Annotated in this window: 17 protein-coding genes; 4 read left to right on the plus strand and 13 right to left on the minus strand. The window is 39.0% G+C overall.

Going from position 1 to position 23100, the window contains the following annotated elements; genetic code table 11:
* Window positions 1–174: 174 nt before the first annotated feature.
* From ACSZOX_RS16735 to ACSZOX_RS16790, 12 genes are all read right to left on the minus strand, one after another.
* On the minus strand, window positions 175–2091 hold the full coding sequence (locus ACSZOX_RS16735; RefSeq protein ID WP_437921289.1) for a TonB-dependent receptor plug domain-containing protein: 1917 nt from the start codon (window positions 2089–2091) through the stop codon (window positions 175–177).
* Window positions 2092–2212: 121 nt separating this feature from the next.
* On the minus strand, window positions 2213–3265 hold the full coding sequence (locus ACSZOX_RS16740) for an FUSC family protein (RefSeq protein WP_437921290.1): 1053 nt from the start codon (window positions 3263–3265) through the stop codon (window positions 2213–2215).
* Between the two features lie 170 nt (window positions 3266–3435).
* Window positions 3436–5718 carry a cation:proton antiporter gene (locus tag ACSZOX_RS16745; protein ID WP_437921291.1) on the minus strand — a complete coding sequence of 761 codons (2283 nt, stop codon included), beginning with the start codon at window positions 5716–5718 and terminating at the stop codon, window positions 3436–3438.
* 432 nt (window positions 5719–6150) lie between these two features.
* Entirely contained in the window at window positions 6151–8535 is a 2385-nt protein-coding gene (locus ACSZOX_RS16750; protein WP_437921292.1) for a TonB-dependent receptor, read from the minus strand.
* 44 nt (window positions 8536–8579) lie between these two features.
* Complete coding sequence (locus ACSZOX_RS16755) at window positions 8580–10940, minus strand: TonB-dependent receptor (RefSeq protein ID WP_437921294.1); 2361 nt, start codon at window positions 10938–10940, stop codon at window positions 8580–8582.
* A gap of 33 nt (window positions 10941–10973) precedes the next feature.
* Window positions 10974–12215 carry a hypothetical protein gene (locus tag ACSZOX_RS16760; protein ID WP_437921295.1) on the minus strand — a complete coding sequence of 414 codons (1242 nt, stop codon included), beginning with the start codon at window positions 12213–12215 and terminating at the stop codon, window positions 10974–10976.
* A gap of 75 nt (window positions 12216–12290) precedes the next feature.
* Window positions 12291–13514, minus strand: a complete 1224-nt coding sequence (locus ACSZOX_RS16765) for a hypothetical protein (protein WP_437921296.1) — start codon at window positions 13512–13514, stop codon at window positions 12291–12293.
* 96 nt (window positions 13515–13610) lie between these two features.
* Entirely contained in the window at window positions 13611–14702 is a 1092-nt protein-coding gene (locus ACSZOX_RS16770) for a hypothetical protein (protein ID WP_437921297.1), read from the minus strand.
* A 29-nt stretch (window positions 14703–14731) separates the two neighbouring features.
* Complete coding sequence (locus ACSZOX_RS16775) at window positions 14732–15658, minus strand: HmuY family protein (protein ID WP_437921298.1); 927 nt, start codon at window positions 15656–15658, stop codon at window positions 14732–14734.
* A gap of 15 nt (window positions 15659–15673) precedes the next feature.
* Complete coding sequence (locus tag ACSZOX_RS16780; RefSeq protein WP_437921299.1) at window positions 15674–16381, minus strand: HmuY family protein; 708 nt, start codon at window positions 16379–16381, stop codon at window positions 15674–15676.
* A gap of 77 nt (window positions 16382–16458) precedes the next feature.
* Complete coding sequence (locus tag ACSZOX_RS16785) at window positions 16459–16728, minus strand: hypothetical protein (RefSeq protein WP_437921300.1); 270 nt, start codon at window positions 16726–16728, stop codon at window positions 16459–16461.
* Between the two features lie 14 nt (window positions 16729–16742).
* Window positions 16743–17309 (minus strand): biliverdin-producing heme oxygenase, encoded by a 567-nt coding sequence (locus tag ACSZOX_RS16790; protein ID WP_437921301.1) that lies wholly within the window; start codon window positions 17307–17309, stop codon window positions 16743–16745.
* Between the two features lie 228 nt (window positions 17310–17537).
* Between ACSZOX_RS16790 and ACSZOX_RS16795 the strand changes: the two genes are divergently transcribed.
* The 4 genes from ACSZOX_RS16795 to ACSZOX_RS16810 all read left to right on the plus strand — a co-directional run bounded on the left by ACSZOX_RS16795 (window position 17538) and on the right by ACSZOX_RS16810 (window position 21335).
* Complete coding sequence (locus ACSZOX_RS16795; RefSeq protein ID WP_437921302.1) at window positions 17538–18383, plus strand: heme/hemin ABC transporter substrate-binding protein; 846 nt, start codon at window positions 17538–17540, stop codon at window positions 18381–18383.
* Window positions 18384–18389: 6 nt separating this feature from the next.
* Window positions 18390–19430 (plus strand): FecCD family ABC transporter permease, encoded by a 1041-nt coding sequence (locus ACSZOX_RS16800; RefSeq protein WP_437921303.1) that lies wholly within the window; start codon window positions 18390–18392, stop codon window positions 19428–19430.
* 37 nt (window positions 19431–19467) lie between these two features.
* Window positions 19468–20268: a heme ABC transporter ATP-binding protein gene (locus tag ACSZOX_RS16805; protein WP_437921305.1), complete on the plus strand. Its 801-nt coding sequence runs from the start codon at window positions 19468–19470 to the stop codon at window positions 20266–20268.
* Between the two features lie 89 nt (window positions 20269–20357).
* A complete protein-coding gene (locus ACSZOX_RS16810; protein WP_437921306.1) occupies window positions 20358–21335 on the plus strand; it encodes a helix-turn-helix transcriptional regulator in 978 nt (325 codons plus the stop codon).
* A gap of 1009 nt (window positions 21336–22344) precedes the next feature.
* On the opposite strand, the gene ACSZOX_RS16815 is transcribed toward ACSZOX_RS16810, so the two are convergent.
* A complete protein-coding gene (locus ACSZOX_RS16815) occupies window positions 22345–22923 on the minus strand; it encodes a DUF6620 family protein (RefSeq protein WP_437921307.1) in 579 nt (192 codons plus the stop codon).
* Between the last annotated feature and the right edge of the window lie 177 nt (window positions 22924–23100).

A 23100-nucleotide genomic window follows, 5' to 3' on the forward strand; every position in this document is an offset into this window, starting at 1 on the left:
CTTATTTTTCTGTCTATTTATACGAACTTCACCAACCTTCAAGTGCGTTAATCACAGGAAGCAATCTATCCCCTAATCTTACCCAACGTCGCAATATACCAGATATTGCACCAACAAAAAAGAAGACCAAGTTTGATCGTTCATAGCAAGGTCAAACTTGGCCTGTAACTATTGTTACTTTAACGAAGAATGATTGCTCTTCGACGGTACAAATCTAAATCTCGCACCTAAACTAACCCATCTACCCGGCATAGGTACTGCAGCAGCTTCAATGTAGGTCATATTAAATATATTTTGAGCATCTACATATAACTCCATTGGCTTAAACCGATAAGCGAATCTAGCGTCAGCTAAAAAATAACTTTTATAACTAATACGTTCGTTAAAACGTCCTGCTACTGTAGCAGAAAACCCCTTAAAGCCCCAATTGATATTCCCTGTAAGCTGTTGACGCAAACTTTCAATAGCATACTTTGAATTCACCTCATCGGCATCATTCTGATCAATAGAAGGAGACAACCAAGTGTAGGCTAGACCTGCAGACCAACGATGTTGATCAGAAGGCTTTGAAAACTGATAATTTACATTTGATGAAATTCCATGTACACGATTACCAGAAAAATTAAGTGGTTGATAAGGCATATCCTCTCCTGACCGTACCCAATCTATAAAATCACGAATATTTCTATAAAAATAACGAGCCTGACCAGATAAATGCTCGCCCAAATATTTCATTCCTCCCTCCATATGCCATGCTCTTTCTGGTAATACAGAAGGGTTTCCAACATTGACCGTCTGGTTGAGATACAGATCCGTAAACGAAGGGATGCGTTGCCCCGTACCGGTGTGCGCAACAATTTGCCAATTGTCATTGAGTTTATACCCGAGATCTATACCAGGAAACACCTCCCATCCATAATCCGAATTATAATTGATATAAGCACCGACGTTGAGTAATACATTTGCTATACGTTGTGTTTTAAATTCGGCGTACATCCCATAGTTATTTCGATCGTGAACCCCTATATTAGAACTACTTATCGTCTCCCTTCTCATTTCTACTCCTGCGCCGAAATCGCCGATATTAGTTTGGTAAATACTATTCACTTCCGCGTTAAGGGCATGCCCATAATGTTGGCTCCTTGCGCGGCTCAAATCATTTCTAAAATAACGGTAATCGTCATAAGTATAGCGATAACTTACACGAGGCGTTAGTGAAAACCGTTCGGATAGTTTTGTTCTGTAACTTATTGCTGCCATGATCGTTTGCACCACCTCTTGTGACTCTTTATCACCCGGAGCTGCATAAAAGCCATTTGCACCAAAGTCACTATCTACATATCCTCCCATAAGCGATAAGGCACTTGTCGCATTTGTTGGAACCTCACCTTCATAAAAAATTTTGTTGTTACGAAAGGCCGTGTTGTATCGGTAACCGTTTCCCGATTCGTGACTGCCATAAATAGCGTGTCGCCCCAAACGCCCAACAAGCGATCCCCCAAGTTGTACTCCCCGTCCATTGAAAAGTTCGTCATTATTGGAGGTATCTCTTTTGAAACCTGTACCGGCATAAGTATGAGCAAGAACTTCAGAATGGGAAGGTTTACGCGTTACGATATTGATAGCCCCCGTCAGGCTATTAATTCCATATAAACGTGCCGCTGGGCCTCGAATGATTTCAATACGCTCGATCGCATCAACCGGTATGGGCAAATTCAAGGTATTGTGGGCCGTCTGCGCATCCAACATTTTCACCCCATTTACAAGTACTAAGGTCTGCTCAAAACTACCTCCATCTATACTGATATCTGCTTGGGAACCAAATGGGCCTCGTTGCCGGATGTCTACACCAGAAACATAGGTTAACAATTCATTTATAGATTTCGCCGGCAATGCTTCTATTTGTTGCCTATCAAGAATTTGAATATTACGATTCTGTTGTTCAAAGGGAATCTGTAGACGATTACCGTAAATTATAACTTCCCCAATAGGCTTATATACGGTATCGGGAACAATTTGAGCCTGGACCATTTCCATCCAACATACAAACAAAGGCAAAAAAGACAACGTTCGAATTAAAAGTGAATTCATAATAAAATTAAATTTTGCCAAAAGTCGTATCTTCTCCCCTCATTCAAGTAGTCCGGTTTTTATTTAATAGACAGTCCAGTAAAACATTCCCTTTAACTTGTCAAAAATTAATGACGTAGCGCTACCTTCTTCTCTTGAGACGCACATAGGTTTTTCGAATCTGCTTTCTGGAATAAAAGTGAACAGTATTATTGTACAGTATCCACCCGCCCACAGCTCCTACTGCACTTCCTATAACGGTATCAACCAACCGGCTATAAATAAGAACGTTGGACTGCTGGGTTAACGAAATATTCGGCTCGGCTAAAAAGATTGTCAGCATACTGATAAAAATCACCGCCAAACCATAATTTCTAACGACAAGAAATTCGACAAATGCTTGCAACAGAAGAATACAGATACAAACTTGCCAAATCGTCAGCGGTAACTGTAATGTGATCCACGTTAATCCTAAACCTATAATCGTTCCTAATACCCGATGTAACGTCCGCTCCCAAACATGCGTCGAGGAAACACCTTGCATTACAGCCATACACGAAACTGGAATCCAGTAAGGGTTCTCCATATGTAGTAATTTAGCAACCAGCAACGCCAGTCCCACAGTCACACCAAATATGACGGATTCCGTCATATTAACATACTTGTTTTGAGCAAAAACAACAACTTTTTCAGGTTGCTGTTCTCTTTTTAAGGTCATAAGACTGTACAAGAGACCAATTGTCCAAGCCAACATGACGCCTAATGCAACATACCCAACGTTAATAGCTATACTACCCAAAGCTTTCGGCGTCGAGATAGCCATAGAAGTTAGCATGGTAAAGAAAAAATTTCCCGGCGGCTTATTGAGGTTAAATTGAAATAATGCATAATGCACCGCAAAGGTGTAAACAGCCAATATAACGGGAGGCAACAACCAATACCCAGAAGAAAAAACGCTGCCAACCGCATACGATAAAATAAAGCCGAAACCACAGATCATCAGCGTCATCAGTCGATTCGCTAAATGATTCGATTGCATATAGAGAATAACCAATGCGCCGACAGAAGCTAACTTACCTGCGGCTATATTATCAAAATATACGCCTAGTAACAGCGGAATACCAACACATAGTCCAGCAACAACAGGGAGATGCCAAGGCCTCGTTGTCTTCTTTAATGTAAATAACTGTCTCAAAACAAATCTCCTATTTCGTAAGAAGTACGATGCGAGCTATACAGCAATAAATGCAACCTACACCTACAAAAATACAACTTAATAAGCGAGGCTTTTTTATTATCTATACCAAAATAAAAAACAAGGTACATAAGGCACCTTGTTTTATAAATTAGAGGTAGATGTATCTTTTAACGTTTTGTAGCCGCAGAAATGATAAGCATAGAGGTACGCAATGTAGCTTCATTCTTTTTTCCAAATGTATTTTTCCAGCTATCTAGACTAAGGATCAAAATATCGTAAGCAGAAAGATCCGCATCTTTTATATTAGATTCTCCTTGCAAAACTTCTATCTGCCCTGGATATTCCAATTCCAACTTTTTTAAACGTGAGACAATTTCTTCCGCTTTTGTTATCCTGTTAGTCAATACAATGTTGACTTCCGCTTCATTAAAACGAACCAATCGCTCAGCGTAATCCAAAAGATATTGATCTTGCTCTTCTTGCAGGTAAATCAATACACGTTTTGCCGATGTAAAACTCTTGCTTATAAAAATCCCGACAGGCACCTTTACTTTGGCAACAATCTGTTTCAAACCTTCATCAAAACTATTACTTTGGAACAACTGTTCCTTTCCCGTAACCGTATTAACCAAAGTTTCTGGATTGATGAGACGAGTTGTGAACCCTAGAACATTCCCGAGCAACGTCCCCTTATAGATTGACTTACCTAACCCCACTAAGAGTAAATTAAAACTATCTTCATCATTTGCCACGTCGACAATTTCAGCGTCGATATCTGACGAGGTTTTGAACATCGTGGTTACTCTACGATCCAATTGCCTCGACTCATCAAGTATCACCTGAAACTTCTCCTGCTCCAGTTGTTCCGTATCGAAATGATGCAATTTGTCCGAAGCAACGATATGCATCGCTGTAATCTGCGCCTCATCTTTGCCTTTCTCCGTTAAATTATCAGCTAAACGAAGTAGATACCGACCTGTAAGAGGATTACTGAATGATATCAGTATTTTAAAATGTTCAACTAATGACGTTTCTTTTATCGAAGTCTTTGATTTTCTCTTAAAAATCCAGTCAATAAGATCCAATGTAGGTCCTGTCATAAAAGTTGTCGCAAGCGCCATAATCACCATCATAGAGAACAGCTCTGGTGTCAAAACCCCTAAGTCATAACCAATATTTAGAGCCACCAACTCCGTCAGGCCTCTGGTATTCATCAGTGCTCCAACAGCTAAGCTATCCCGCCAACTTTGTCCAACAAACTTAGCAGCAAGCGCACTACTCACAAATTTGCCTATGACCGCAACTAGAAAGATTAAAATTGTAATTTTCCATAAATAAGGATCATTAATCAAACCAATTTGCGTGCGTAAACCTGTAAACACAAAAAACAACGGAAGTAAGAGCACCAATGCGACATCTTCAACCTTCTCTATAAAAATATTTCGGAACTTCACACTCTCTGGCATAATTGCGCCAGCAATAAATGCACCAAATAAAGCGTGAATACCAATAACCTCCGTAGCATAAGCCGATAAAATCAATACCAAAAAGAAAATAGCCACGATTCCTTTATTCAAGCTTTCTCTTGAGGCATTAAGTTCACCTATACGGATAAGGAAAGGTCGCACAACTTTTATCATCACGATGACGTAAGCGATAGCCAACAAGATAGTATAAACGGCACTTCCCAAAGATCCCGCTTTTACGATAGCGATAACAGCAGCCAATATACACCAGGCGGTGATGTCGTCAGCAGCTGCACAGGTAATCACAATAGTACCTAAACGTGTTTTGTTGATCCCTCTTTCCTGCACAATACGAGCTAAAACTGGAAATGCCGTTATACTCATAGCTATGCCCGCAAACAACCCAAACGAGAGAAATTGGACATTGGCTGGAGCAAATTGGTCATAAAGAAAGTAAGCCAAACCTAATCCCATCACAAAAGGCATAATAATACTTGCATGGCTAATCACGACAGCATCGTGTGCCTTACGCCGCAGTATTTTCATATCGATTTCCATACCGACAATGTACATGAAAAGAATCAATCCAATTTGACTTAGAAATTGCAGATTACCAAAAGATTCCTTCGGAAATAAAGCTGCGGAAAACTCGGGAAAATACATCCCTATCAAAGATGGACCTAAAACAATACCCGCTATCATTTCGCCAATAACCACAGGTTGTTTTAATTTCATACAGATCCACCCAAATAATCGAGCTACGAGGATAATCGTTACAATTTGTGCCAACAATATGGCCAAAGGATGTTTCAAATTATAAATCAGCGAAGTCAAGAAATCCTGCCACTGGCTATCCGTAGCCTGCGGAACAGCAATATCTTTGCCATCCTCTAACTTATAGCCCTGCAAAATAATCCAATACATCAGCAAGGAAAACCCTCCAATGATTCCAACATAAAAAATTACATTTCTGAATTTCCTCATATGATCTAAACTATGTATTTCAAAAACAGTTAATATCGAGATTCCTCGTCGGCATCTCTAGGTTTTCGGTCTAATTATTTACCCCCAATTATTCATTTTCAAACATCTCATCCAGACGTTCAACACACCAAATTATGTATAATATTATCCTGAGGCAAAAGAGTTGTTCTATTATGTAATAAAAGGGGTAAAATATGTAATAAAACTCCGAAACAAAGATCTCCATAGCATGGATACTGTATCATTAGTAATAAGTTCAACAAAATCACAAGGATAATTTGTTAAACAATCGCTACTAACACGAAAAGCCTCAATGAGATTGTCATAACAACGCATTGAGGCTTAGAAAACTTAATATGGAAAGGGAAATAGAATATTGCTTCTCAGCACATTTTCAAAAACAGAAAGGCAACATTTTTAAGACAGATTTTTTCAACGTCTAAACTGGTACGAGATTCCTCCTATAAACGATCTTCCTGGTTGTCCAGGCATCCATTGATGTCTAAAATCCGTTATATTATCAATAGACAGAGAAACACGCATACGTCCTTCCATAAATCGTTTCTCGATAAAAGCATTCAACAAAAGATGATGAGGTACGAAGCTATCGTAACGATCTATAAATTGATTATTGTTATAGTCTGCAAAAGGATATTTTCCGCGATAATTGGCTCGTACCGACAGCCTGCTATCCCAAGGTTTATATTCATAAAATGCTCGAATATTAAGCATATGGCGAGAACGATTCACAATACCCCAATAGTCAGACACTTTTGGAGGAGAAGATTCTCCAGTAGCCGGATTGTGAAGATTTTGGTTATAGGGCCAATTCCCTGCTCGTATACTATCCTTGACACTCAAATCTTTAGCGATAAGATACTGGTACCCCACCTGTACATTAAGATCAGAAACAACTTGCCATTGTAAATTCATTTCAATTCCCTTATTCGTCGCCTTCGGTAAATTTCTATACGTATAGATCTGGCTAATCTGCGTACCCGTTGCAACAGCTACCGCATCAATTTGGTTTTTCAGATAATGGTAGAATATGCTAGTCTCCACTTGAACGGAATTAGTCGGTTTATACTGAACCCCATAATTCAATGATATACTTTTTTCGGCCTTTAGGTTTTGATTTAAGTCATTCGCCACGTTGAAAATTTCACTAATTTCTCCGGCATTTTGCATCTGCTGTAAAGTTTCCTGCAACACATCATTTCCAACAACAAGATAACTAGAAGATGGATTGAAAAACACCAAGTATCGCATCCGATAATCGGGAGCTTTAAATCCTGAAGCAATACCACTTTTGAATGCTATTTTTTCGTTCAGGTAATACTGCAATCCAAAGCTAGGATTAATTTTGCCGCCATATGAATTCGTCCGATCGTAACGCAATCCCCCCCTTACCTCTAATTTTTCCCACAAACGTTTATCTCCTTGAAGATAAGCGAACGCCGTAGACAAGGGTTCCGTGTTATCTAATGCACGATCTTTCATATTTTCTAAGCTCCCTCCAAATCCTCCCGTCACATTTATTCCATTTCGGTAACTCTTTGAAAACTGTTGTTCAAAACGATGAACCATTTGCTTGAATGACAGTTCTCCAGTATTCCCTAAATTTGACTGCCACCGCGTCGCTTGATCCACATCATAATAAGTTAAATAATAGCGACTCAGACTCCTTAGTCCAGACCTAAATGTGTGATCGAAATGGAGAGCGATGTTTAAATCGCGCTCATCTTGCTCATCACTAGATTGCCACTCTTCACCCCAATTTTTAGTCATATCAGATAACCGAATCCCGTACCGAATGGTTGTTCCCAGATATGTTTTACGTGCGAGTTGATAGCGCAAACGTGTTTGGAGATCTAAATTTCTATACGGGGGGCTTGACTGACCCGAGGATAAATAAGGATTGGTATTGAAACCATCAGTTTTATAATAATTGGCACTGAAATGTGCCTCTCCACGTTCACTTGCAAAAGGAGTCTCACCGTCAACCGTAGCATCAAGTACTCCAAACGAACCATAGCGGACACCGATTTGTCCTTGCGGTTGAACGGCACCATAGCGTGTAATAATATTAATCGCACCACCTAAAGCATCACTACCAAATAAGCATGATGAAGCTCCTTTAATAATTTCAATACGTTCAATATTACTTACGGATATACGCGAAAGATCGAAGTTGCCATTATTACGCCCCACCATAGGTTGGCCATCGATAAGAACCATGACATATTCACTGCCAAATCCCTGTAATTGTACCCCCGTTGAGCGACTCCCACCAGCTATATTACTGACGATAGCGATACCCGTTTGTTCTTTAAGCACCTCATCAAGACGCCGACTTCCCATCCGTTCAATCATTTCCCGTGTGATAACTTGTGTCGGCATAGCCGAACGACTCAGTTTGAGCAACTGCCCCGGTGATTCCAGTTCAGGAGCATTTCGCGTAATTTTAACTTCATCAATATGTCGCGCGGCTGGTAACAGTTCAATCGTTTTGACAACGGTTTCACCAACATTAATCCGTATTGTATCGGAGAACAACTCATAGTCATTGTGGTTGATGACAACTTGATAAAAGCCCGGATATAGCACATTGAAATTGAATAGACCATTTAAATCAGTTTGCATCATATGCTTATCGGGCTCCAATTCAACCATTATCCCCTGTAAGGGTAGTCCTTCTTTGTCTACAATTTTACCTTTGAATTTCCCTGTTTGCCCATAAGCGAGTATAGATAACAGCGTAGCTATCATAAAAACTATAGATCGAAGGAGTACAAAGAACAACTTATCCATCATCATTTTCGATTAAAATTTTGTGAAGACATAGCAGCGTTTAGCTTATACTATTTATGTAAGTTGTATGTTATCCCTACAAAATATACACGTCCCGGTTGAAAAGGCATTTTCGGATCAACAAAATTCAACATATTTTCCGATGAAGCTCTAACCGCCAAATTCTGCTTAGGAAATTTTTTCTCAATCCCCGCATTCAGAAGGTAATGTCCTCGAACAAATGTGTCAAATCGATCTAGATATCCATTATCATTCAAATCACTAAAACCGTACTTCCCTCTGTAATTAAGTCGCAGATTGAAAGTCAACTGCAAAGGTTGGTAAGTATAAAATACCCTTGCATTAAACATATGTCTTGATCTATTTTCCATTCCCCAATAATCTTTAGCAGATGGGGAATAATCCACCGTCCCTCCTACCGGGTCAAACAAGGGGTCGAAGTATTTACCATCTTCCCGAATCTCAGCAGCTATACTTCTATCTTTGGCGATGAGGTATTGATAACCACCACTAATAATCAAATCTTCAATTGGTTTGTAAGTAAATGAAAGATCAGCACCTTGATAATAAGCCTCTGGGTTATTCCGGAAAGAATAGATTAATCCCCCTTGCACATCAGTTCCAATCAACACTCTATTTATCTGATTTTTAATATCATGATAAAAAGCACTCGCTTCTACCCGAAGTTTTCTACTCGGCAATTCCCAAATCAAATTGAAATTATAAGACTTACTCATTTCTGCATTCAACGCCAAGTCTTTAATTTCATCATAAATAGGCTCTAATTCATATTGACTAACCTGACCACTTTCACGCATGGAATTAATTACACTACGCATTGTATAAGTACCAAGTACCATACTATTAATCCCTGGATCATAAGAAATTTGATATAGCTTTTTCATATCAGGTGCTTTGAAGGCAGTCCCGTAAGCCATTTTCGCGGTCAAATTGGGCAAAATCTTATATTGTATTGCCGCACTTGGATCCAAACGCCATCCATAATCAATAATCTTGTCGTAACGAAGTCCAAAAGTCAGTTCTAATTTTGGAATGATGTCCCAATTCACTTGCGAATAAGCAAAGTAATTCTTAATCTGATTGACATCACTCAGAATATTTTGATCAATCTGGTCTATGGTTCCTCCCCCGCCAGTAATAACATCCAAACGATTGGGAATCGAATAAGATATCTGTTGTTCAAAGCGATGAAGACCTTGTCCAAAGGTACTTTGGCTCAAGCTATCTCCTTGCGTTAATGAAACGAAATTATCAAAGTTAAACCGGGTAAAATAATAACGTGTCATACTACGCCATCGATCATTAAACCGATGATCGAAATTAAACATAAGGTTCAAATCCTTTTCATCCAAAGCATCGCCAGTTTGGTAAGAAGTTCCTTCAAACGACTTGTTCATAAAACTTCTACGCATACCATAACGTGCACTGACGGAAACTGTATTTTTAGTATCAAATATATAACGAAAACGTCCATGAGCGGCATAGCTATCGTAAGGAGGAAGCGTACTCCCTTGTATCAAGCCCTGTGAAGTGTTAAAACCATCAGTATGATAGTAATTCCCACCTAAAGCTAATGTACCCTTATTTTTCAGAACAGGAGATTCTCCATCTGCCATCAGATCGATCGTTTGATTACTGCCATAATTTGCTGTAACCACAACTTGAGGGTCTTGGACTATTTGCTTGGTAATTACATTAATAGTCCCCCCTAACGCATCACCGCCATATACAAGTGCAGCAGAACCCTTGGTAATTTCTATACGTTCTATATTGGCAACACTGATACGCGATAAGTCAAAATTTCCGTTATTGCGCCCAACAATTGGTTGTCCATCAATCATCACGAGGATGTATTCACTACCAAATCCCTGCATCTGTACACCAACGGCGCGAGCGCCTGCACCGATATCATTGACAATTGCAATACCCGTCTGCTCTTTGACGACTTCATCAAGTCGACGGCTACCCATAAGTTCAATAGTACGTCTATCGATAACCGTCACAGGCATTATACTATTTTCGAGCTTGACCAACGTTTCCATATTAGCATTAACACGTCGTCCCTGTACCATAACCTGTTCAATAGCTTGCTCATCGTGTTCTAAAACAATGTACTGCGTTGTTTTAGCATCGGCAAGACTAATCTTACGAACTAAACTTTTGTAACCTAAAGCCGATATTTCGAGGATATTCTGTTGATCTTTTAACGGCAAACTGAAATAACCATTTTCGTCTGATTGAACCACCGACATGGTTCCTTGTATGCGTAAATTGGCACCTGGAATAACTTCCTTTTTACTGTTGTAGATTTGTCCCTGCAATTGAACTGTTTGTGCTTCTAGCCTGAACACAGCGAACAACAAACCTACAATAATGATATATATTTTCATTTTTGGAATAAAATAACACGTAAAGCAATTCGACTAATCTTTGGTTTTTAGATTACGACTACCATCTTTCTGTATAAAATATCGAAAGGTTAAATAAGGAGCCGGCCAATTCTGATCGGTAAGAACTTCTGGCGCACCTTTATACATGGATATGAGCTGCAATTTTCCATAAAGATAAGATCCATCAGATTGTTCGAGCCTGAGGTAGTAAGCTCTGTAAGGATAAGGCTTTGCGATAAAGGTACTCCCATATTCGAACCAAGGATTAACACCTTCAGTATACTGTGTACGTCCTCCCATCTGCATATTATCAGCAGGTCTATTATCAAAAAATTCATCTTCAGGAGCTTCGTCCATAAATTCATAACCGTATTCGTACATGATCAAAGACGATTTTGTTACCGGACTTCCCTTAGCTGGGCCAAAAGTTGTACGTCCATTATTCAGCCACACCGTACTATTCAGCTCCTCTGTAAAAGCAAGATCCCATTCATTGGTTGTCAGAAATCGAGACGAATCTGCAGCATCCCGCAAAAAATGCTGCCACTGATCTTCAAAACGAAAAAGAAACATACTGTAAATACCAGCCTCTTTACCGCTTTTGCTATATTCAACCTGAATGAAATCTATATTTTCGTTATAATTGGCGTCATTTACCATCAATTCCCAAGCAGTTCCATTGTGCATGTACACGCGATAATTTTCATTATCACGATAGGCCCATCCTTTACTTGCATTACTTGGAGGACTAGACAGAAATCCTCTCCAATTAACGTAAATACTATCATTTTCAGCAACTCCACGAGTACCTAATATTTCCATTTGATACCAATTATTACTTCTACGGATATAATGATATTGTGTTTCCGTATTGAAATAAGCATCGTTATTAGCGGCATTAGATGGGTGAATCGAGGCATTACTCAACCAATTGATAGCGGCCTCACGCGCCTTTACCTCGGCTTTCCATTCATCAGCAGTCTTACCTGTTTGGGTCAGATCGACGCCTTCCGCTGAATTAATAATCTCATCACCATATGGAACAAATCGTATCGAGTCCGTCCACCGTGAATTGTAATAGCGCTGCCTTAAATAAGTATCATTTTCTTCGTAATTGTCGCCCCATCCATCTGTAGCGAGGGTATCTCCAGGTAAGTCGTAAACAACTGTACTGACACCATCCTCATAATTGAGAGACAAATCTTCCAGTTTATAACAGGAAGATAGTAGGGTAACCACCAACAAAATGAATGTAAAGTGATGAATATTCTTCATGATTTAAATAATATTTTAATTGCTGATGTGCTTTTACACCACATCAGCAACCAAATAGATTATTATGCTTTTATATTACTCAATAATTAAGGCGTTTTCAGGCATGGGAAATACTTTCTTTGCAGCAACATAACCCGTTGTACCACGTCTATCAGAATATGGATAAACAAAAGATATTGTACGTAACTTCATCGTAGCCAAGTTCATGGTTTTCATCCAAGAAGGAACTTCATGAATTAAGCTATTACCCTCAAGCCTGAAATTGCCAGTAGTTATATTACCATAGCTTACTCCTGTACCTCCGTCAGCTGCAAAGACATACTCGATTGCGGTCACCTTATCCAATCCATAGAATCGCGTAACAGATCCCTCGTAATCATCATGCATGTTATCAAAAGTGAATTTAATTTCATCGCCCACCTGTAGTGCTTGTCCTTGCTGGTGAAATGTAAAATCTCCTTTTAAGTAGCCTGGAGCTGGCGCGCCAATACTAATTTCACTTCCTTGAAATTCCCTTCCGTTCATTTGAAAAATAAGCTGATGCTTTCCCGTATCTAATTCTGCCGTATAATCCGGAAAGCGAGCAGTTATTAAGTTCTCACTTAAAGTCTCGATCGGAGTTTCTATTTCATAACCATCAGTTAGTCGACGAATAAATACACGAAAATCATCGCTACCACCTTGGCCTGTCAAGAAATATTCACCCGTGATATTTATCGTATGTTTAGGCACAACCGTCTCTAACGCATAACTTACTGTCTCCCGTGCGGAAGTACTTAATATTTTAACGGTTTCGCCATCCTGTTCATCACCAGCAAAAATATAATTAGCTCGTTTGCTATTTAAGGTCATATTTTGATAAGAGAATAAAATAGCATGTCCCCAAGCAACTACAGGCGAGGATGCTGCAAACGAACTGATCGTTGGGATAGGAACATTAAATATTGGTGTTAATCTAAATGTTCTTGTAGTTCCATCCTCTGCTGTAACGGTATAGACCGTATTTTTAGAGAAGTCTACAGCTTCTCCTGAAGCTGGACTGATCGTCGCGCCGGCGGAAAGTTTGATAACTGGAGAAATACGCGTAGGCACATCAATAAGCTGGTCCCAATAGATAGAGATGCTATCTCCCGCTATGATCGCACTAAGACTATCAATGCCGCTATTCTCTCCCGCTATCCGAAAGCTTAAAATATCATTATAAGGTTGCTTAGTCTGTTCATACTCAGTTTTTGTACAAGCTGAGAAGAAAAATATAGCGCAAAAGAAAAAGTTTATAGTTATGTATATCGTTTTCATATTATTTTTAGTTACATACGTTATGTAGAACTACCAAAGAGTTTGATCGAAGCGTAAAACATATATTAATCCTCGTCAAATAGATAGATTATATAATTATTCTGATTTAGGGGTAATTAAAAACTGTGTACTGACCACCCCTGTCCTAACGCCTTTAGCCCAACCTGTACTTTCGGCATAGTCGAAATAGAAAACCATTGCGTTGGAAGTGCTACCGTAAACTCCGGTTGCCAATGTTTCAGGTACAATAATTTTGACTTCACGTCGGGTTACAGAAGCAATTTCAAATTCTATTTCTGTTCCGTATAGATCGGTGTTAAAGCCCGCTGGAACAGTCGCAGTGTTAAGAATACGAAGATATATCCGATCGAGATCAAGATAAACGCCGCCACCTCCTGCCGTCGCATAAGAAGGCGTAAAAGTTATGGTATCACCAATAGCGTAGCTAGCGGATGAACTAAAAAATGTCGGATATGGCATACTGTAGGTCAAATTCATGTCTGGTAATTTGGTAGAACGTCCTTGATGTTCAACCGATACCTCATATTCTCCGGCTATTGCTTCTGGAACGATCTCTGTTACCATGGTGTAATACGCTTCACTTGGAGACATACTAACGACTCTCGTAAAGTTTTTGTATTCCACCCCCGTTTCTTTATTTGTGAATGTAAAACGAGCATTGGTACTCGTTGACGCGAAATTCCCATAGATATTAATATATTGGGTGACACTAGCCGCTTTAGCAACGGAGTCAATCATCGAAGTTGTATAACCCGCAGTTAATGCTTCACTAAATGGCAGATATTGTTGTATGAAGGTGTAGTGTCTTGTTACACTATCTGCACTACGAACATGATAGTATGCCGTATCACCAATAGCAATAGGGTCGACACCACCATCTAAATTGATTTCATTACCCTCTTCATCCACCAGTATAGCACCGGTTTCCAATGTAATAGATGGGGTAAGAAAATCTACTCCCAGATAAAACGGAACATATAACCTAATCGTATTCTCATTGTTATCGATGGCTCCGTAAAGTTCCTGTGTACTGTTTGTAATCTTGAATTCTATAATTTTGTTTAGGGGCTGTTGTTCGTATTCTAGGTATTCCGTTTTTGTGCAAGAGGCAAATAGCGCTAATGCCAAAACCCACAGGAATTTGTTAAGGGATATAGTATTTTTCATTATTGTGAAATTTGATTAATTGTTTAATTTTATTCTCCTACAGTTGTTACGTTTCTTGAAAGATCGATAGTTAAGGATGGTTGGCGTACAACAAAGCCAAATCTCTTTTCATCCTCCTTAATTACCATATATCTGAAACTTAAATAAGGAATAGGTATCCCTCTTTTCATTAATAGGGGATCTAATGTATCTTTGTAAATAGACTGTACCTCCAATTTTGCATAATTCCCATTAGCAGTTCGCAATAGCATGGTCCTCGGTCTTAATGCTGTTTTTTGCAAGTTTTTTGCATCAGGAAAAGCTTTTAGCAAATCTTCAGATAAGCCATAAATCATATGCCTATACAAATTAGCCTCCGCAGCAGCATTAGCATCATTCTCGTCATAATTGGAAACTTTATCTGGACGGACAAAATTACCTCCATAAGTATAGACTGCATATCCTATGACGTAACTCATTGTCCCTTGGTAATCTAGCCCTATGCTGCCAGGTGTGGTAAAGACAATATCTTCAGGCACCTCGGTTAACTTGCTATAAGGAGTATCTAGAATGGCGATTCCACCTAGTCCAGAGCTTCCATATCCTAACCCCTGAGCTGTTCCATTATTCGTAGTTATGTACATCCCGCTGAAAGCAATATCCCAACGTTTCGTCGATTTGTAATTAGGATTTATAGCAGAAAATCTCTCCAAACTGAAATAACGACTATCACTATTATCCCAAAAATTCTGACCAGTACTTTCGTCATAATAATTGACAATTTGTATCTCTCGATTGAATACGGAATCGCTTAATGGAAGCTCAGGTTCCCAATCGAAACCATTCAGATCATATACTTCACCACAAGAGCTCATGAAGAGAATGACCGAAAATATGGTAAATAGATATCGAAACCGGAGCCCCCTTCCTACAACTTTTTGGAACGATTTAGGGTATGTTTTATTTTTTCTTTTCATGTCAAGTATCAAAAACTACTTCGTACTCAAATCTCTACTTCCGTCTTCTTGGATAAAATAGCGAAAGGTGAAATATGGCGCAGGCCAATAAAGATCAGTTACCGCCGGCGGATTTCCTTTGTATGCACTTAGGATCTGAAGCTTAGCATATTTACCACTGGCCAATCTCAACGCATAGGTTCGATTTGGATACGCTTTCATAATATGCGTCGTCATATCATATGTATACCAACCTGAAGAATTACTATCTTGGGCAATTCCGATGGTACTAAGGCTACTTTGCTCGAATTCTGCATCGGTGGGAGCAATTTGAACCGCATCATAAGATTGATTAAGGAGAATAATGGATGTATGATCTATTTCACCTTCATAACCTGGAGTGCCGGTATAATTTTTATTATTTATCTGTATATCGGCATTATAATTTCCTGTAAAGGCTAAATCCCATTCATCTGTTTTAAACCATTGTAAAGAATCTTCTTTCGTATGGATCCAAATTTGCTTCTTTTGTTCCAAACTATACAAAAAGGTATAAAATGGACGTTGCTCCTTCCCATCTATTCCTTCCGCGATGGAAGCCTTCGTATCTCCGGCCAAGTCGTAAACAACAGTACTCTTTCCGTCCTCAAGGCTCTGGGACAACTCATCGTCTTTACTGCAGCTCATTAAACAGAGAGCAAGAACGATTGTCAAGATTTTATTTAAATTAATTCTAAATAGCATGCTGCAAAAATGTGTAATCTTATTCGAAAAGTTTATATGCAATCCGTATTATTTTATATGCGTTCTGTATTTCTGCTTTAGTTTGCCACTGGAAAACACAAGTCAAACCCTTGGTAGTTGCTATTTCCCTGTTTAGGAACGAGATAGCCTATTTCAATCAACAGTCGAATAGTATTCCGAACCGTCGCCCAACTGACAGCATGTTCTTTGCGTATGCCCAGCCAAAACTCATCGACATTTTCTATAGATCTAAGCCTACATAAGTACGCGACAATAACTTGGCGTTTTTGACTGACCAAATAGCCATGATCAGCCAACGCTCCTAGAATGCGAATAGATGTATCCATCAAAAGTCTGCAGTTTACATCGTAGCTTCTGTACGACTAAATACCTCTCCAAAACAGCGGAAGGTTTCACCTGCTGCTTCTAACATCAGATGCTCATCCGCTTCATTCTTTGGAATGCCATTTAAAACAGTAGTAAATGCCTCCCACATTTTACCGCTCTCTTCACCATATCCTGAGAAAAAATTAAAGCCTTTATCCATCCCATATTTTTTAAGCATCTGGACAATGTATGGTCCTCCCATTATCGACCCTTCTAAAACATACAGCGCACCAAAAGCCTGAGCAAGGTTCGTTATCGTCGGTAAACGCAGTGCGGATATCTCTTCTACAACAGCGTTAAGTTCCTCTAGGTCTTTTCTTAAATAAGATGAATTACGTCTTTGTGTAATATCTGGCAAAACCTCACTGGTAATAAATGGGGCTATTGCTTGTTCAATCGCTTTAAAATAAACATAGAAATTCTTTAACACCTCTGCATAATCTGCTGCAGTTCTCACATTCTTTAATTGGTATACGACTGTCTTCTCCAGGTCTTGATGTGCCTGCTTTGTAGCCTCTTTTATTTTTAAGTTAATCATCATGCTACAAAGTTGGGCAAGCCTCGTCAAATTGTTTATATGACATCCGTATTAGTTTATATGCAATCCGTATTATTTTTAATCAGTCTATATAAAAGCTTGTTTTTGCTTTAATTTAATTATTCCTTTGCAGGTAAATTAAGGAGGGAGCTCCTTCAATACGTTATTTTAGATTAAGGTATGAGTATACAATGTGTGTATCCCATACAGTTTGTTAAACATATAGTAAATATGAAAATTTGGATTCGATTGCTTGCTGTGACGTTGCATCTACTGCTTCTACAGACTACTATTGCTCAGCATCGTATTATCACACTGAGTGGTGCACTTAGTGAGACAGCATATGCTCTTGGAAAAGGAGCACACATCGTCGCCGTCGATGTTACCAGCGAATTTCCGCAAGCTATTAAACAAAAACCAAGAGCAAGCCGTGATCGGACTTTTTCTTTAGAAGGCTTACTAAGCTTCAAACCGGATCTCATTTTAGCACATCCGAAAGATATAAGCTATGCGGTTGAAAGTAAGTTGAAGCGATTAGGTGTTCGCGTTATCCTCATCGAACAAATTTACACTGTCAAAGGAGCCGAACGATTTATAAAGGACGTTGGCACGGCCTTGGGGGCTGAAAAGCAGGCCGCAGCTTTGGTCGAAAAATTTACGCGAAATATGCAACAAGTGCAGGCCAATCTAAAAAAAGGAAGCACAAAACCAAAGGTTTTGTTTATCTATGCGCGGGGAGCTGGACTAATGAGCGTAGCAGGTAAAGGAAGCCATATCGATGCAATTATCAACCTCGCTGGTGGACAAAATGCAGTACAACAGTTTTCTGATTTTAAACCTTACACCACTGAGTCGCTAATTAAATCTAATCCAGACGTGCTTTTGCTATTTGACTTTGGTACCAGCAGTCTAGGTGGAAAGAATGCCGTCTTGAGTATGCCTGGAGTATCCCTAACGCGTGCTGGTAAAAACAAAAATGTAATTTCCATGGATGGAAATTTACTAATTAATTTCTCTACTCGTCTTCCTGAAGCCATTAAAACATTAAATCAGCAATTATACGAATCTAAAAATTAGAAAAGTTTGAAGAATAAATTAATATTCCTTGCATTAAGCATTTTACTTCTATTTGCTATCTTACTTTCACTGAGCTTCGGAGCCTTTGAAATTCCACTGAAAGAAGTTGGGTTAAGCATTGCGCATAAATTCAATTTATTTACCTCCATTCCAAGTGATGATCTGTATACTGGTGTTATCGACTTAGTGCGGTGGCCAAGAACACTATTAGGTCTATTAGTTGGGGCCGCTTTGGGCATTAGTGGGGCCGGAATACAAGCCGTTTTTCGCAATCCGCTAGCAGAACCTGGTTTAATTGGAATTTCAGCAGGAGCTTCTCTTTTAGCAGCTTCTGTAATTGCTTTTGAAGCATTACTTTTCGTCAGCTTAGGCCAATTGCTAGGACACTACCTTCTGGCAATCGCCGCATTTATCGGCGCAGGAGGAGCCACTTTAATTGTATATCGGATATCTTTATACGATGGTAAGCCGCACATTGGAACCATGATATTGGCTGGTGTCGCCATCAACGCCTTAGCAGGATCTTTAACCGGATTAATCTCCTTTGCTTCCGACGAGCAACAGTTACGATCCATTACATTTTGGATGTTAGGTAGCTTGGGAGGGGCAACATGGACCTCCGTCTTTACCCTATTACCATTTGTTACATTCGTACTGATCGGGCTTCCAATGTTGGCAAAATCCCTCAATGTATTTTCTTTGGGAGAGCAAGAAGCTGCTCAACTTGGCCAACGCCCCAATCGGGTAAAGGTTCGCGTTATTGTATTAGCTACTTTAGCCGTAGGTGCCGCAGTATCTGTTTCCGGTATAATTGGTTTTGTCGGCTTACTCGTTCCACATGCCGTGCGTATGATTGGAAATTCTGATAATAGATATGTGTTACCAGCATCAGCACTTTTAGGGAGCCTAATTCTGACCCTAGCCGATTTAATTGCACGTACCATAGCCGTCCCATCAGAAGTACCCATTGGAGTTGTAACTGCATTATTGGGAACGCCTTTATTCCTGTACATCTTGATTCGGGATAAAAAGAAAATTATGGTTTAATGGAAATAAGAGAAAAGATATATTAAGTTTATACAAGATGCTTATTGCAGAAAATCTAAGCTATACAATAAAGAAACACCATATCCTGAAAGGGATAAATTTTTCCATACGACCAGGAGAATTAGTTGCTGTCCTTGGTGCAAATGGTGCTGGTAAATCGAGTTTAATTAAACTTCTAAATGCAGAGAACAATCCGACAGAGGGAAAAATCACGTTCTCCGGCGCAGATCTACAATCATACTCGCCAGTCACACTTGCAAAACTACGAGCTACCATGGCACAACAACACCATGTTTCAGCAGACTTCACCGTCGAAGAGATTGTCTTAATGGGACGATATCCTCACTATAGTGCTAAACCTTCCTCCGCAGATTTAGAGGCCGTAGCCACTACGATGCAGTTATGCGGTGTAGATCATCTTTCGGAACGTTCCATATTGCATCTTTCCGGAGGGGAGAAACAGCGCGTGCATTTTGCTCGTATTCTAGCTCAATTGTGGAACCAACAAAATGCGTTGTTATTACTCGATGAACCTATTGCAGCCATGGATATTAAATTCCAGCATCAAACACTTTCTTTAGCTAGATCCTTAGCAAATAAGGGTTGGATGGTTGTTGCCGTATTACATGACATTAATCTTGCTGCGCAATACGCCGACCGTCTCTTTTTAATGAAAAACGGACGAAAAATGATGGATGGCACCCCTTCTGAGGTCCTTAACGCCCGAAATATCTATACGATATTTGGAATAGATGCAGATATCGTAGTTAATCCGCAGACGTTACATACCTATATCGTTCCTCAACTGTTGCAACCTATAGTATTAAACGATAAGTAACTCATCTAAAATAGTATGACAAATATATTATTTAGAATGATTTTAAATTAAGTACTAAAAGTTTATATTTGTAAAAGAGACTGACGCACATGTTGATCAAATCAAGGATAGAAGGACTTAAGGACTGGCTTTTTGAAGAAAACCTGCCAGATGCTTATGTACCTAACTATCATTTAGCAGAGAGAAAAATTAGTATTAACGACACGCCTATCTTTTTAGAGAACAATCAATTGACCTCCGGCGGGCTTTTCTTGATGCACTCATCCATGCGGTTTGAGAAACCGACCACTATTTACACCGAAGTTGGCGGTGAAACAGTAAGTAGTCAATTTATATTTTACAAAAAATCTACAGAACAGTTAAAGGGAAAGTCCAATGCCTTATATGGAAGAAGCAGACATAATATTCATTACATTCCGACCAATAGTAGCGAGCATGAGGTAAAGGAAGGAATAGACTATATGTATTTCCTTATTGTTTTAAGTAAAGACTATTATTTTAATTTAATCGATCGACATTCCATTTTACACGAGGACTTCGTACGGGAAATAGAGCACGGAAACTATACATCATTCGCTTCAGAAGATTTCTTTGTTACGCTAGAAATGCGTCGCGTTATCGATGATATGATCAATTGCAGACAACAAGGCGAATTGAAGCGAATGCATACCGAAGCCCGAATATTAGAACTTCTAATGTATCAATTGGAACAATTGGGTGGTAACGGCCAGGAACAAGAATTGATAAAAGGCAACGATATCTTTAAGTTAGAGGAAGCACGCGAACTATTAAAAAATCGCTATGTTTCTCCGCCTACACAAAAAGATCTATCTCGCGCAGTAGGTCTCAATGAATTCAAGTTGAGAAGAGGATTTAAAGAATATTTTGGTATCACAGTCTACGATTATATTACGAGATTACGTATGGAGAAAGCACGCCATTTGCTCCTAAAAGAGCACATGCCAATCAGTGAAGTCTCCAACAGCGTCGGGTTTTCTCATCAAAATAATTTCAGCATAGCTTTTAAGAAATATTTTGGCTTACCTCCTAGTGAACTAAAATCTTAATTACCAACAAATTTACACATCATATTTCTCCAAATATCGGTACAGAAAATCCGCGTATTTATTATTTATATCCTACTTACGCATTTTTAAAAAAAATAAATAGTAAAAAAATTTCATAGCAGGCAAACCTTTTTGTTAGTTCGGGGTTCTACTAACAGATTCATATTATTCGAAAATAATATCAGATACGGTTTAGGTTAATGAAAGTCCTGAGGTTCCCCGCCTCCGGACTTTTCTTTATTTTACTTATTGAACGGAATCTCACCCGGAACTAGGCATTGACCTGATCTGACTCTTTCTTACCATGAAAAACTTTATGGGACACTGCCAAGTTTTTGTCACAAGCTACAATCAATTTATCACAAACGTAACTACTTTCATCACAAACTAGAATCAGTTTATCACAAACGCAACTACTTTCATCACAAACTAGGATCAGTTTATCACAAACACAACTACTTTCATCACAAACTAGAATCAGTTTATCACAAACACAACTACTTTCATCACAAACTAGAATCAGTTTATCACAAACACAACTACGTTCATCACAAGCTAGAATCAGTTTATCACAAACACAACTACGTTCATCACAAACTAGAATCAGTTTATCACAAACGCAACTACGTTCATCACAAACTAGAATCAGTTTATCACAAACACAACTACTTTCATCACAAACTAGAATCAGTTTATCACAAACGCAACTACGTTCATCACAAACTAGAATCAGTTTATCACAAACTAGAATCAGTTTATCACAAACTAGAATCAGTTTATCACAAACGCAACTACTTTCATCACAAACTAGAATCAGTTTATCACAAATGCAACCACGTTCATCACAAACTAGAATCAGTTTATCACAAACGCAACTACTTTCATCACAAAATTTTCAGAATCTGCCCTTATTCCGGCTCTCTTCGGATAGGAAATCGCGAGTGGACTAGCCTAGACGGATAGCTGTTGAAAAGCATTTCGTAAAACATAAAGCCAATATTCTAAACCCCTAAAATTCAATATCGTCAGCTACATTATCCGCTTGCTCTGTGGCAAATCTATCCGCATATTGTTCCTGTTTCTTTTGTTGATAATCTAAAAAATGCTTCGTTGTTGCATATTCACCTCGTTCAAACTCCTTCTGCTGTACATCGCTCCATTTGATCGCAACAGACTGAAAATCGCCCAAGTTAATTCCAAATTTTTCAAATATCCATTGTGCTCCATCGTATCCATATGCATAGGCAGCCTGTCTAGCACCATTCAATTCCTCATAAAAATAGCGATCATTTTTAAGCTTATCGAGATTAGCTTTCCCCTCCTCACTTACCTCAGTTTGAATATTTCCTAGTTTAGGATGTTGATCAGCTTCACCAAAATACTGTCCAAACAAAGTTGTTATTTCGAAGGAATTATCTTCCTGCATTCTCCCTATCCAGCGTGCCGAAGCTTCTTCGTAAATAGCAGGCTCAATTCCCAACAGTTGACAAACTTCTTTTTCACTTGCACCAGATGCAATTTTTGCGGATATGGCAGCATAATCGTACAACGATACACCATGGATCGGTTCTAATAGTGGATTACTCATGTTCTTCAAATTTAAATGTGTTGTATTAAAACGACCCTTATTCAAAAATAGGATCGACAGCATTAATGCAAAGTAAATTCATGACACCATTGATTTATATGCATCTTCCGTTTTCTGTTTTAGACCTAACAATTTTTTTGCCAATGTACAGAAATACGTAAAGTCATTGGAATAATG

Source organism: Sphingobacterium sp. LRF_L2 (genome assembly GCF_965644235.1).
Classification (GTDB): Bacteria; Bacteroidota; Bacteroidia; order Sphingobacteriales; family Sphingobacteriaceae; genus Sphingobacterium.